12 protein-coding genes are annotated in these 13,738 nt (G+C 64.1%); 2 read left to right on the plus strand and 10 right to left on the minus strand.

All coding sequences use genetic code 11. The annotated features are described in order from the left end of the window. Positions 1 to 17 precede the first annotated feature (17 nt). On the plus strand, positions 18 to 740 hold the full coding sequence (locus tag X268_RS12120) for a GntR family transcriptional regulator (protein ID WP_128925172.1): 723 nt from the start codon (positions 18 to 20) through the stop codon (positions 738 to 740). 7 nt (positions 741 to 747) lie between these two features. Here the strand turns inward: X268_RS12120 and X268_RS12125 are convergent, their stop codons facing one another. The 10 genes from X268_RS12125 to X268_RS12170 all read right to left on the minus strand — a co-directional run bounded on the left by X268_RS12125 (position 748) and on the right by X268_RS12170 (position 12,947). Next, on the minus strand, positions 748 to 2,538 hold the full coding sequence (locus X268_RS12125) for a chloride channel protein (RefSeq protein ID WP_128925173.1): 1,791 nt from the start codon (positions 2,536 to 2,538) through the stop codon (positions 748 to 750). A 1-nt stretch (position 2,539) separates the two neighbouring features. Next, a complete protein-coding gene (locus tag X268_RS12130; RefSeq protein ID WP_245477866.1) occupies positions 2,540 to 3,370 on the minus strand; it encodes a formylglycine-generating enzyme family protein in 831 nt (276 codons plus the stop codon). Between the two features lie 147 nt (positions 3,371 to 3,517). Further along, positions 3,518 to 5,161, minus strand: a complete 1,644-nt coding sequence (locus tag X268_RS12135) for an arylsulfatase (RefSeq protein WP_128925175.1) — start codon at positions 5,159 to 5,161, stop codon at positions 3,518 to 3,520. 32 nt (positions 5,162 to 5,193) lie between these two features. After that, entirely contained in the window at positions 5,194 to 5,967 is a 774-nt protein-coding gene (locus X268_RS12140; RefSeq protein ID WP_128925176.1) for a GntR family transcriptional regulator, read from the minus strand. Positions 5,968 to 5,971: 4 nt separating this feature from the next. After that, positions 5,972 to 7,024, minus strand: a complete 1,053-nt coding sequence (locus X268_RS12145; RefSeq protein WP_128925177.1) for an ABC transporter ATP-binding protein — start codon at positions 7,022 to 7,024, stop codon at positions 5,972 to 5,974. Next, positions 7,021 to 7,860 carry a carbohydrate ABC transporter permease gene (locus tag X268_RS12150; RefSeq protein WP_128925178.1) on the minus strand — a complete coding sequence of 280 codons (840 nt, stop codon included), beginning with the start codon at positions 7,858 to 7,860 and terminating at the stop codon, positions 7,021 to 7,023. Before X268_RS12150 ends, X268_RS12145 begins: the two co-directional genes overlap by 4 nt. Further along, positions 7,857 to 8,792: a carbohydrate ABC transporter permease gene (locus X268_RS12155; protein WP_128925179.1), complete on the minus strand. Its 936-nt coding sequence runs from the start codon at positions 8,790 to 8,792 to the stop codon at positions 7,857 to 7,859. The genes X268_RS12150 and X268_RS12155 overlap by 4 nt, the downstream gene beginning before the upstream one ends. A 3-nt stretch (positions 8,793 to 8,795) precedes the next feature. Then, positions 8,796 to 10,190 (minus strand): ABC transporter substrate-binding protein, encoded by a 1,395-nt coding sequence (locus X268_RS12160; protein ID WP_128925180.1) that lies wholly within the window; start codon positions 10,188 to 10,190, stop codon positions 8,796 to 8,798. A gap of 534 nt (positions 10,191 to 10,724) precedes the next feature. Further along, a complete protein-coding gene (locus tag X268_RS12165; protein ID WP_128925181.1) occupies positions 10,725 to 11,765 on the minus strand; it encodes a Bug family tripartite tricarboxylate transporter substrate binding protein in 1,041 nt (346 codons plus the stop codon). Positions 11,766 to 11,975: 210 nt separating this feature from the next. Continuing rightward, complete coding sequence (locus X268_RS12170) at positions 11,976 to 12,947, minus strand: LysR family transcriptional regulator (protein ID WP_128929228.1); 972 nt, start codon at positions 12,945 to 12,947, stop codon at positions 11,976 to 11,978. A gap of 166 nt (positions 12,948 to 13,113) precedes the next feature. Between X268_RS12170 and X268_RS12175 the strand changes: the two genes are divergently transcribed. Beyond that, complete coding sequence (locus X268_RS12175) at positions 13,114 to 13,734, plus strand: UbiX family flavin prenyltransferase (RefSeq protein ID WP_128925182.1); 621 nt, start codon at positions 13,114 to 13,116, stop codon at positions 13,732 to 13,734. The last annotated feature ends 4 nt before the right edge of the window (positions 13,735 to 13,738 follow it).

Here is a 13,738-nt window from a genome sequence, read left to right on the forward strand (position 1 = left end):
GAATTCCGGAGGACGAGATGGAATTGAGTTCCGACAGTCACGTCCCCAAATACGCGCAGATCGCCGACATCTTCCGGCAGCGTATCGCGCGCGGTGTCTGGACTCAGGGATTTCGCCTGCCCGCCAACGAGGAGCTGGCTGCCGAGTTCGGCGTGTCGCGCGTCACGATCAGGCAGGCGGTGGAGCTGCTCGCCCGCGACGGCGTGATCGAGGCGCAGCAGGGCCGCGGCACCTTCGTCACGGGGACCGTGCGGCAGGATCGCTGGCTTAAGGTCGAGACGACGCTGTCCGATCTCGCCGACATGTATCGCGACACCTCGCCCGAGATCATCAACATCTCGGAGAGCCGCACCAACGCGCCGCTGCTTTCCGGCGATGGCAAGCCGGCCGAAAAATACGTCTTCATGCGCCGGCTGCATTCGCGGGAGAAACAGCCGTATTGCGTCATTTCGATCTATCTCGACGAGAAGATCTTTCGCAGATCGCCGAAGCGTTTTCGAAACGAGACCGTGATCCCGATCCTCAACGATCTCAGGGATCCCGCGATCGCCAGCGCGCGCCAGACCCTGACGATCGGTGCTGCGGATATCGAGGCGGCGCGGCTGCTGCGCGTACCGCTGAATTCGCCGGTGGCCGAAGTCCGCCGCATCTTCACGACCGCGGACCGTACCGTGATCTATCTCGGCGAGGTCACCTATCGCGGCGACTTCGTGCGGATCGACATGGATCTGCGGCCCTAACGCTCGCTCAACGCGAGAACAGCTCCTGGTTCCGGCGCTCAAGTTCTTCCCCGTAGGTGCGCAGGACATGGGCTTCGCTCAGCGTGCCGATCGTCGCGCGATGGTCGGTGCGGTCGACGACTGCGAGCACATCCGCTTCGCTGCGTTCAAATGCCTTCAGGATCTCGCGCACCGGGGTGGTCGGGAGCAGGCACTCGTCCTGTTGCTGAGCCAGTGACCCGAGCTGCTCGTCGTCCTGGTTGGCGACGGAATGCAGTGTCGCGGCAGGGACGATGCCCGCATAGATGCCGTTGGGATCGCGCAGCACGATCTGGCGGACCTGCGCCGGCGAGAACAGCTTTTGCGCCTCGCCGATCGGCATCGTCGTCAGCGCATTCTCAAAATCGGTGCGCATCAGGGAGGCCGCGCTCATCTGCCGGACCCAACCGATGTCCTGCGGGCCGCGGATCACCTCGCCGCGCAGATGGAAGCGCCATGTCGCAAAGCTATAGCCGAACAGCTCGCGCACGATCAGCGCGCAGACCGATGAAGCGACCACCGCGCCAACGGTGACCGAGAAATCGCCGGTGATCTCGAGCGCGAGACAGACCATGCTGAACGGTGCGCCAAGGACGCCGGTTCCGAGCGCGGCGAGCGCCGCGATCGCGGCGGTGCCGGGCTGAAGCGCGATCGTGGGAAGAGGGCCGGACAGCACGATGCTGTAGAGCTGTCCGATCAGCGCGCCGAGCAGGAGCGACGCGAAGAACAGGCCGCCGCGAAAGCCGGAGCCGAGCGAGATGGCCGAGGCGAGGATCTTGAACACGATCGTGGTCGTGAGCAGGAGCCAGGTTGGATTGCTGACCAGCAGGATCTGCATGGCGCCATGACCGGCGCCGAGCACGGTGGGCGTCAGCAAAGCGAGGCCGCCGAGCAGGAGGCCGCCGAGAATCGGCCGCAGGAGGCCCTTGAACATGGTGATGCGCTGAAAGCAGCGCTCGGAGAATGCGACGGCAAGCATTACGAGGATGCTGATGAAGGCGCAGATGATGCCGATCAGCACCGTCTGGCCGATCATCTCGACGGAAACCGGTGAGGGGAAGCCGGGCACCATCAGAAAGGACTGATGCGTCAATTGCCGCGCGACGAGCCAGGCGGTGACGGCGCTGGCGATAACCGGCACGAGCCCGGCGGACGTATAGGCGCCGAGCACGACCTCGAAGGCGTAGAAGGCGCCGGCGAGCGGTGCAGAAAACGCGGCGCTGATCGCACCCGCGGCGCCGCAGGCCACCAGGAGCCGCATGTCGTTGCGGCGGGCGGCCAGGCGCTGGCCGACATGGGAGCCGAACATCGAGCAGATCTGGGTATAGCCGGCCTCCAGCCCGACCGATCCGCCGAACCCGTTGGACAGCAGCGTCTGGATCGAGATCAGCAGGCTGCCGCGAAAGGACACCCGGCCGCCATAGAGCGCATTGGCCTCGATCGCGTCGGCGAGTTGCTGTCCCTTCACGCGCCGGGCGAAATACAGTCCGATCAGCGCGAGCACCAGGCCGCCAAGCATCGGGACGAGCAGCGTGCGCTGCCAGGAGATGACGCCGGTGGCGCTGAGGTGGGCGTCGAAAGGAATGTCGAACAGCAGGGCGTGAGAGACTTGGCTGAGGCTCGAGATCGCGGCTACCAGCACGCCACTGAGTAGTCCGACGACGATGGCGACCAGCACAAGACCGGTCTCGCGATTGCGCACGAAATTGCGCAGGAACAACGGCAGCAGGCGGATGGCGGGAGCCGCAGCCGGCTTCGCAGGATGTGGTACCGGCGCCATCCTAGGCCGGATCCCGCAGCGGTTCGGTGCGCACGACGCGGAAGCCGATATTGCTGGACGAGGAATCGGGCGTATTGGAGCTTCGCGCCGCGACGCGGTAGCGATTGCAGTAGGATTCGTGGCAGAGGAAGGATCCACCGCGCATCGACCGGTTGGGAGCAGGCTCGCGGTTCAAGGGATCTCGCGATGGCGTGAGGCGATGATAGCTCGGCGAAAAATAGTCTTCGCACCATTCCCAGACATTTCCCGCGGCATTGTGCAGGCCATATCCGTTGGGCGTGAAGGCGTGAACGGGCGCCGTACCAAAATAGCCGTCATCCATGGTGTTGCGGTCGGGAAAGTCGCCTTGCCAGATATTGCAGCGATGCTCGCCGCGGGGCTGCGGCTCATTGCCCCAGGGGTAGGTGGCTTGGTCCAACCCGCCGCGCGCGGCCATCTCCCATTCCGCTTCGGTCGGAAGACGCGTGCTGGTCCATTGGCAATAGGCCTGCGCGTCGTTCCAGGAGACGTGGACGACGGGATGATCGAGCCTGTCGAGAATGCTGCTCGACGGTCCTTCCGGCTGCGCCCAATAGGCGCGCGTCACCGGGACCCACCATGGCGTTTCCTGAACGCGCGTCGTGCGGTTCGCACGTGTCTCTTCCGGCAACAGCCCGTCGAAGACAAAGCTCCAGCCGTAGCGTTCGGCGTCTGTCGTGTAGCCCGTGGCGCGGACGAAGTCGCCGAATTGCAGATTGCTCACGGTGTGACAGGCAATGGCAAACGGCGACAGCGTGAGGAGCCGCATCGGGCCTTCGCCGTCCTCGACAAAGCCTCCGCCGTCGGATCCCATGTGGAAGGTTCCACCGATCAGCGAGCTCCAGCGGCGCGCGATCGGGTTAGCACTGGGAGGGATCGCTGCTGGCGCATCAATGCTCGTCGCCGGTTCGTTGCCGGCGGCGCGCAGGATGCAACAATGTGAGCGATCCCCAGCCATGCCCTATTTCTGCTTCTCTTCCTCCCAGAAGGCGGTGCCGCCTTCGGCCTTCATCAGTTCGAGAATCTTCTCGCGCGGGATCACGCCGCAGCGGTTGGCCCATTGCTGATACTGCGTCGTCATCTCGCGGACGCGATCCGGATGCTGCGCGGCGAGATCGTTCATCTCGGTGCGGTCGGTCTCCATGTCGTAGAGCTCCCAGGGCCCGGGATACTTCCGGACCAGCTTCCACTTGCCGACGCGCACGGCCGCATTGCCCTCGTGTTCCCAGAACAGCGGGCCACGGTTGCCATACGCCGAGGCGAATGACGGCACGAGGCTCTCCCCTTCGCAGGGCAGGATGGCGTTGCCGTTATACTCCTTGGGATAGGTAGCGCCGGTGACGTCGAGGATGGTCGCCATCACGTCCGGGAGCTGGCTTGGATTGTGCCGCAGGCCGCCCTTTTCGGAGATGCCGCGCGGCCAGTGCACTATGAACGGCGTCGCGATGCCGCCCTCGTGGATCCAGTGCTTGTAGAGACGGAACGGCGTGTTGGAGAGATTGGCCCAGGCGGTGCCGTAGCTCTGATAGGTGTCCTCGGCGCCGGGCATCAAGGTCGGGTCATTGCCGAAGCGCACCGGCCGGCCGTCGCGTGTCGTCGCCTTGGCGATCATCAACTGGTCGACCAGCTCCTTTGCCGTGACGCCTTCCGGAATGTCCTCGGCGCAGGCGCCGTTGTCGGAGAGGAAGATGATCAGCGTGTTATCCATTTGGCCGGTCTCTTCCAGCGCCTTCAGGATGCGGCCGATGCCCTGGTCCATGCGATCGATCTGGGCTGCGTAGACCTCCATGCAGCGCAGCGTCCATTCGCGCTGCTCCGCTTCCGTCCACGGTGGCTGGGTCGGATCGCGATCGGTCAGGCGCCAGTCCGGATGGATGATGCCGTCATCGACGAGGCGCTTGAGACGCTCTTCGCGCAGCCTGTCCCAGCCCGCGTCGAAGCGGCCCTTGTACTTCGCAATATCCTCGTCATGGGCGTGGAGCGGCCAGTGCGGCGCCGTGTAGGCGACATACTGGAAGAACGGGGCGTCGGGCTTTTCCGCCTTGTGCTGGCGGATGAAAGCCGCGGCCTGATCGCTGATCGCGTCGGTGTAGAAGAATGACGGATCCTTCTCCGCCTCGTGCTCGATATTGTTGTTGCCGCGGGTGAGCGTGTTGGGATGGTAGAAGCTGCCGGCGCCGATGATGGTGCCGTAGAAGTGGTCGAAGCCGCGCTGCATCGGCCATGCATCGGTCGGCTCGGTCAGGCTGCTGGCAATGTGCCATTTGCCGCTGAGGTAGGACGTGTAGTTCCTGCTCTTCAGGGCTTCGGCGATCGTCACGCAGCTCTTGTTCAGATTGCCGGCGTAGCCCTCGGGGCCGTTGCTGTAGGTGAGGATGCCGATGCCGGTCTGGTGCGGATGCAGGCCGGTGAGCAGCGAGGCTCGTGAGGGGCTGCAGCGAGCGGTGTTGTAAAACTGCGAGTAGCGAAAGCCATTGGCAGCGAGGCGGTCGAGGTTCGGCGTCTGGATCTCGCCGCCGTAGCAGCCGATGTCCGAAAAGCCCATGTCGTCGTTGAGGATGAGCAGGATGTTGGGGCTATCGGGGGTCTTTGCGCCATTCGGCATGTTTGTATCCTCATTATTGACGTGTGGCGTTGCTAGTGGCGGCGCGTCAGGCTGATGCTGAGGCGGAAATATTTCGGTAAGTAAACGGCGCGCAGCAGCTCGAGCGCCCGTCCGTCCTTGCCGAAGGTGACGCGCTCGATGGCAAGCAGGGGCGATCCGACCTTCACCCCCAGCAGCTTGGCGCTGCCGGCGTCGGCGAGGTCGGCGCTGATGGTCTGCTGGGCGTCCTTGATGGCGAGGCCAAGCTCGTCCTCGAAGACGCGGTACATGATGATTGAGACCAGATCGCGCTTCTCCAGTTCGAGACCGATGTCCGGCGGATAGAAGGCGTGCTCGATGGCGATCGGCGTGTCGTCTGCGAGCCGCAGGCGTCGAAGCTGCCAGACGGCACGTTCGCGAAGCTGCTCGCGGACGGCGGCGTCGTGCCGGTTGGTCATGCCCTGCTGCAGGATTTTCGCACCAGCCTGGTAGCCGGCGTCGCGGATGGTTTCCGAGAACCCCATGAGATGGCCGACCCAGTTCTCGGGCTGGTTCGAGCGCAGGAAGGTGCCGCGGCCGCGCGAGCGGTCGAACATGCCTTCATTCACGAGAGGCGCGATGGCGTTGCGGATGGTGATGCGGCTGACTCCGAAATGGCGGCCGAGTTCGGCCTCGGTCATCAGGCGACCGGTCTCGTCGATCAACTTGCCGTCGCGCACCTGGCTGCGGATGGATTCGCGGATCTGGATATGCAAGGGCGTCGAGCCTTCCGCAACGACATCGCTGCCGAGCGGCGCGGGCTTCTTCTTGCGTGTTTGAATAGCCATGGTGTCAGAGCCGCATGCGTGTTGCTGGATCGAACAAGTGAATGTCCTGCGGGCGGGCGGTGATCGAGATCGTGTCGCCCTCGCCGGGAATGTTGCCGTCGGCGACGCGCATGCGGATCATGGTGCCCGCGCAGTCGAGGTCGAGCACGGCGGTATCGCCGAGATCCTCGATCAGGTCGACGCGCGCGCCGATGCCACCCTCCGTCATGCGGAGGGCGCCGGGCCGAAGCCCGACCACCACGTCGTGCTCACCCGCGGTCGTGGCCGTCGTCTTGAGACGGTGGCCCGCGATGATGACGTCCCCGTCCACGTAACGGGCACGGACGAGGTTCATCGGGGGATTTCCAATAAAGCCGGCGATATCGATCGAGTTCGGGCGGGCGAACACCTCCGCGGGCGTGCCGACCTGCTGGATCTCGCCGGACATGAACACCGCCATGCGGTCCGCAAGCGTCATGGCCTCTTCCTGGTCGTGGGTGACGTAGACCGCGGTGACGCCGAGCGAGCGCTGCAGCTTCTTCAGCTCGGCGCGGGTTTCCAGCCGCAGCTTGGCATCGAGGTTCGAGAGAGGTTCGTCGAGCAGGAACAGGCGAGCCTTGCGCACGATGGCACGGGCCAGCGCGCAGCGCTGCTGCTGGCCGCCCGAGAGCTGGCCCGGCTTGCGGTCGAGCAAATGCTCGATCTTCACCTTGCGCGCCGCGTCCTTCACGGCAGGCGTGATTTCGGCCTTCGGCAGCTTGGCCATCTCCAGCGGAAAGGCGATGTTCTCGGCCACCGTCATGTGCGGGTAGAGCGCGTAGCTCTGGAATACCATGGCGATGTCGCGGTCCCGCGCATCGGTCGAGGTGACGTCCTTGTCGTCGATCAGCACGCGGCCGGCGGTCGGCGCATCGAGGCCGGCGAGGATGCGCAGCGTCGTGCTCTTGCCGGAGCCGGACGGGCCGAGCAGCGCGAAGAACTCGCCCGGCTTGATGTCGAAATTGACGCCCTTCAGAGCGGCGAACTCGCCGTGCATCTTGACGATGTTGCGAAAACTGACCTGACCCTGGCTGCTCATCGGCGTCCTCCGCCCTTGACTGCACCGACCATCAGGCCCTTCACGATATGCTTCTGCGCGACCACGCCGAGGACGACGACAGGCAGCATGGCGAGAACCGAGACCGCGGCGAGCTTGGCCCACAGCGTCTGCTCGACGGAGACGAAATTGAACATGGCGACCGTGACCGGTCGCACCGTGTTGCCGCTGAGCACGACGGCGAACAGGAATTCATTCCACGCATTGAGGAACACGAACACGATTGTCACGGCGATGCCGCCACGGACCTGCGGAATGATGATCCGCCACAGCGTCCTCAATCGGCTGGCGCCGTCGAGATAGGCGGCTTCCTCCATCTCGAAAGGAATGTCCTCGAAATAGGAGACCAAGAGCCAGATCGCGAAGGGCAGGGAGAACGACAGATAGATCAGGATGATGCCCTGATAGGTGTCGATCCAGCCGATGTTCCGCAGCACCAGGAAGTAGGGGATGATGATGCCGACCGGCGGCAGCATCTGCGTGGCCAGCACGTAGAAGCCCGCAAACTTCTTGCCGCGAAAGCGCAGGCGCGCCAACGCGTAGGCCGCCGGCACCGCCATCAGCATGGTGACCACGGTGGTGCCGACTGAGATGATGACGCTCGAGAGCAGGTTCGGCAGGATCGATCCGGAGCCGAACAGCACGTCGCGATAGGCTTCCAGGGTCGGCGCGAACGCCAGCTTGGGCGGATAGGCCAATACGTCGGAATCGGTCTTGAGCGAGTTCAGCACGCTCCAGATGATGGGGAATGCCCAAGCCAGCAGGAACACCATAGAGATCGCCAGCAGGGCGAAGATGCGAAGGCGCCTTGCGGTCATTTCGCCCTCCGCATCGCGAACAGGATGCCGGAGATGATGATAGTCACGATCAGGAGCGCGACCGCGAGCGCCGAACCGTAGCCAATCGACAGCTCGGTGAAAGATTTCCGGTAGGCATAGAGATTGAGGATCTCGGTCGCCGTGCCGGGGCCGCCGGCGGTGACGGTGAAGATCGCCGCGAACGCGGTCAGCGCCACCATGGTCCGCATGATAATGACCATGACGATTGCCGGGCGCAGCAGGGGCAGGGTGATGCGGCGAAAGCGCTGCCAGGCGGAGGCACGGTCCAGCCGAGCCGCTTCGTAGATGTCTTCGGGCAGCGAGGCGAGCGAGGCCAGCAGCACCATGAACGCAAACGGCGTCCATTGCCAGGTATGGATGGCGATCACCGACACCATCGCCAACGTGGGATCCCCGAGCCAGTTCTTGCTGCCGAGGCCGGCATTGATGGCGAGGAAGTCAACGATGCCGAATTCCGGTGCCAGCATGAAGGTGCGCCAGATCATGCCGACCACGGCCGGCGACAGCACCACGGGCAGGATGGCGATGACCCTGAACCAGCCCTGGCCACGCTTCATGTCCATGACCAGCAAGGCGAGCGCGAGGCCGATGATGCCCTGCAGCGCGACGGTCGAGCCGGTATAGACCAGGCTCACCAGCAGCGAGGTCCAGAAGCGCTCGTCGGAGAGCAGCACCTGGTAGTTGTCGAACCCGACGAAGCCGTTGGTGAACGGCATCGCCAGATCCATCCGGAATGCGCTGGTGTAGACCAGGAAGAGCAGCGGAAACGTTGTGGTGGCGAGCAGCGCGAGAAACGCCGGTGCAAGCAGGGCCGCCGCAAACCGGCGCTCGCGCTGCGCCAGGACGCGGCCGAAATCACTGCGAGGCGCCTCGCTCGCGATCCCGGCCGATGTCACCGCTGTGGTCGCCATGGCTCAGCCGCGCATCATCGGTTCGATGCGGCGCTGCGCATCGTCCAGTGCGGCCTTGATCGTGGCCTGGCCGGAGAGGGCCGACTGGATCGCGGTCGCCATGGTGTCGCCGATCGCCGGCCATTGCGGCACGCGCGGACGCCAGTCGACGTCGGTGTCCTCCTGCAGGGCACCCATCGTGGCCTCGACGAAGTTCTCGCCAAAGCCGTTCATCAGCTTGATGTAGTCAGGATCCTTCCACACCGAGGTGCGGTTGACGCCCGAGCGTTTGGTGGGGCCGGCGAACTTGTGGGCGGTGCGCGCCTGGGTCTCGGCACTCGCGGCCCACTGGATGAACAGCCAGGTGGCCTTGCGCTTCTTCTCCGGCAGCGCGGAATTGATCGGGAAGCCCCAGTTCCAGATCGACGTGGTGCGCTTGCCCGAGGGACCCTTGGGCCAGCGGGCATAGGCAACCTTGCCGATCACCTTGGACTTCTCGGGATTGTTGATGACCGAAGCCGACGAATGCGCGTCGATGTAGCTGGCGACGGTGCCTTGCGAGAAGGCGTCGGCGATATCCGGCCAGTTCCAGTTCGCCGCCGCCGTCGGCGCATACTTCTTCATGATGTCGACGTACCAGGCGAGCGCCGCCTCGGCCTCGGGGCCGTTGACCGTGAGCTTGCCGCCCTTCATCCAGTCGCCGCCGAACTCGCGGAAGATCGACGGATAAATGTACATGTTCTGGCCGGCACCGGCGACGCCGCGCAGGGCTGCACCCCAGACGCGGTCGTTCGGCGTGTTCAACGCCGCGGCGTTGGACATGTAGGCCTCCAGCGTGTCGGCCGGCTTCAGGCCCTTCGCGTCATAGAGGTCCTTGCGATAGACCTGAATGGTGACCTCGCCGTCATAGGGCATGCCATAGAGCTTGCCGTCGATGCCGTTGGCGCTGCGCCAGGCCGGAATGATGTCGTCGAGCTTGAACCAGGCCGGATCGGTCAGCGACTTGTCGGCGAGGTAAGTGTCGAGCGGCTCGGCCCATTTGTTCGCGGCATAGAGCGCGTAATACATGGGATCCGCGGCATGGGTCGCATAGGTGCCGGTCTTCGAGGTCAGGTCGATGACGCTCTTCTGCCGGATCTGCGCCGGCGGAATCTTCTCGAAGCGGACGTCGATGCCAGTGAGCGCCTTGAACTGCGGCGCCAGCGTGATGAGGTTTTCGAAATAGCTCGCCGGGATCACGGCGACCGTGATGGTCTCGCCGGAAACCTGCTGCCAATCGATCTGAGCGGATTTGTATGGCGCGAGGTCGGCGTCCTGCGCGGCAGCTTGCCGGAGAAAGGCCGGACCAAGCGCCGCGAAAGCGGCGGCTGCGGTTCCGGTCTTGAGTAGCGTTCGTCGCGTCAGCGTGAATGACGGCATGCGGTCCTCCCGAAAATCCGGATTTATATTTCCGGTTAGTTAGGACATTTGCCCAAATGTTATAACAAGTCAACCGCGACAAAATGGATCATCATCCGGCCGTCTGACGCGGAGCGTGAATCGATCTCGGACCTCGCTTCCGGCAAGGTGATCGGGTCGGGCAGTGATGAAGTGCAGTCTTCAATTAGGTGCTACCGAGGCGCTCGAAATCCGCGCGAGCCTCGCCGGCCGCATGGATCTGGCCGCTATATCTCTGTGCAATCAGCTCGGCAGGTCGCCAACCAGATGGGTCAGCGCGCCGTCTTGGATGATCCATACGGCGCCGTCGAACTGTGGGCGGCCGGAAGACAGGGAGGGGAGCGGCTATCGCGAAATTTGGCGTGGTTTGGCGGGAACTCACTTCGTCTCATATTCGAGCGTTGACCCCACTGAACCTCCACCGGTGCGTGAATTCCACGTGCTTCCGCGGGCAGAGTATCTTGGCGCATTATAGCGTGCAGAACAGCCAGAGCCACGAGAAGCGAAGCCTCGGAGTCACATCGGCTCAATGCCAATCTTCTTGATGATCCTCGCCCATTTCGCGGCTTCCGAGGCCATAAAGTCCTTCAGGCCTTGCGGGTCCATCACCAGCGGCTCGGCGCCCTGTTCGACGAAGAGGGCGCGCACTTTCGGATCGTTCACGGCTTCGACCATCGCTTTATACAGCCGTTCGATGACGGGTTTCTCGGTATTCGCCGGCGCGAGCAGCGCGAGCCAGGCCGCGCTCTCGTAATTCTTAAGGCCGGCCTCGGCCGCGGTCGGCACATCCGGCAGTGCCGTCATGCGCTTGTCGTTGGCAACCGCGAGCGGACGCGCATCACCGCTCTTGATCAGACCGAGGACGTTCGGCAGGAGTTGGAAGCCGAGCGGGACCTGTCCGGCGATGAAGTCCGGCGTGTAGGCGGCGATGTTGCGGTAGGGCACGTGCGTCAGTTCGGCACCGGTGAGCTGCTCGAAGTAGGCGGCTGCCAGGTGCTGCGAGGAGCCGACGCCGACCGTCCCGTAGTTCAGCTCGCGCGGATGCGCCTTGGCGTAGTCGATCAACTCGGCCAGCGATTTCGGCGGCAGTTTTGAGTTGATCACGATGACATTCGGCAGCGTCGCGAACAGGCCGATTGGGGCGAGATCCTTCAGCGGATCGTAGGGGAGGTCCTTGTAGAGCGACTTGTTCGCGGCCAGCGGACCGGAGGTGCTCATCAGCAGGGTGTAACCGTCAGGCGATGCATGAGCCGCCGCGGCAGTACCGATATTGCCGCCGGCGCCGGGGCGGTTGTCGACCACGAAGGCCTGCCCGAGCGATGTGGACATACGGTTGAGCAGGATGCGCGTGACGACGTCGCTGGCGCTGCCGCCGGCAAAGGGCACGAGCACTTGCACCGGCCGGGCGGGATAGTCCTGTGCTCGTGCAGGACGAACTCCTGTGGCGGCGAGCACAGCGCCCGCGCCGAACGACAGCAAGGACCTGCGGTTGAGGTGAAAGCCGTTGGCGCATGGCGCCGTGCTGTCCGTGATCTTGCTGCGACCGAACGGTGTCATCCCGGACTTGACCTCCCGACTGTGTCTTGTTCTGCAAGACCTGGAATCGTCCGGGACAGGAGTCGTCGGGGATGAGCGCCAGGTTCGCGAGTTTCTGCGCCTGGACCGTAGTTAGCAGGCCATTGCGGCCGTCATGCCGGCTGGTCTCAAAACTTACCAACGCGTCTCATTTTGCAGCGAGCGACATCTTGTCCGTGCGGAATTCTGCGTTCAGGAGATCGCTTTCCGCCTCGGTTTCCCGCGCTCCTTGCGTAAAGGCAAAGTTGCGTCGCGCGGGGCGGGCTCCACGAACCCGCTCGCCACGGCGGCGGCCTGCGCAAGATCCTGGCTGATGACATCGAGTACGGCCTTGGCCGCGACCGACACGGCGCGCCTGGGGTGATGCACCCACGCAATCGAGCGCACGATCCTCTGCTCGTCGAAGCGATGCGCCCGAATGGCGCCGCTTGCGAGCGATTGCCGGAGGGCGATGGTCGGCAGCACCGTCGCGAAATCGGTAGTCGAGATCACGTCGCAGAGCGCGGGCAGGGTGTCGAGCTCCAGGCGTGGCCGCAGGTCGATGCCGATTGCGGCGGCGTGCTCGTCGAGGATCAGGCGCAGGCCGTGGCGCTTCGACGGCAGCACGAGATCGACATTGGCGATGTGGTCGAAGCGTAGTTTTGCAGGCGGCCTGATCGGGCCGTCTTTCCGGCAGGCGAACACCATCTCCTCGTCCATGACGTGACGCGCTGCCAACGGCGTCTTGCGGCGCGGCACGTTGATCAGCGCGAAATCGAGCTGGCCGGTGTTGACCCAGTCGACCAGCGTCTCTGTATAGCCCTCGCAGACCGACAGCGTGATGTCGGGATAGCGGCTGGCGACGGGCGCCGACGACCTCGCCATCGTGCTCTGCGCCACCGATGTGATGAGGCCGACCGAGACGCGGCCCGAGATGCCCCCGCCGAGCTGTGCCATCTCCTGACGCGCATATTCGGCGTCGCGCACGATCGGGGCGGTCAGCCGCACCAGCGCTTCGCCGGCGCTGGTCAGCGTCATGCCCTGCACACTGCGGTCGAACAGCTTTTGGCCAAGCTCGGCCTCGAGCTTGGCGATCTGCATGCTTAGTGCCGGCTGCACGATGTTGAGCTGGCGCGCGGCCCTTGTGACGTTCTTTTCCTCGGCTAGGCACAGGAAATATTGCATCTGCCTGAGTTCCACCGGGCCCGTCCTTCATTCGCCTACCGAGGTTCATCCATCATTTCAGATGATTGATGATATAATCAATGATTATTTGTGGTGATGACATGGATTGCCTAGTCTTGTGGGCACGTGCCCTAAAGGCGCGGCCCAAGAGAGTGAAACCAGACATATGCGGGACGCCTGGCCCAAGCGGATGATCATCGGTATTTCCGGCGCCTCCGGCGTCCGCTATGGCGTGCGCCTGCTGCAGCTGCTGCGCAATGCCGGCGTCGAGACGCATCTGGTGATGTCGAAGACCGCCGAGTTGACCTTTGCCTACGAGACCGATTTGAAGATCGCAGAGGTGAAAGGGCTCGCCAATGTCTGCCATGCCATCGACGACATGGCCTCCGCCATCTCCAGTGGCTCGTTCCGCACCGCCGGCATGATTGTGGCGCCGTGCTCGATGCGCTCGATGTCCGAGATCGCCTCGGGCGTGACCACGACATTGCTGACTCGTGCCGCCGACGTCGTACTGAAGGAGCGCCGTCGTCTGGTGCTGATGGTGCGCGAGACCCCGCTGCACACCGGGCACCTCAGGACCATGACGGCGCTATCGGAGATGGGCGCGATCATCGCGCCGCCCGTGCCGGCCTTCTACGCCAAACCGGAAAATCTCGAAGACATGGTCGAGCACACCGTTGGCCGCGTGCTCGACTTGTTCGATATCGACATCGGCGTGGTGCGCCGCTGGGGCGAGGACGAGGCGCTTAAGCGCCGCTCGCCGACGCTGCACAAGGCTGCGCCCTGAGCTG

The sequence above is a fragment of the Bradyrhizobium guangxiense genome, from assembly GCF_004114915.1.
Taxonomy (GTDB): Bacteria; Pseudomonadota; Alphaproteobacteria; order Rhizobiales; family Xanthobacteraceae; genus Bradyrhizobium; species Bradyrhizobium guangxiense.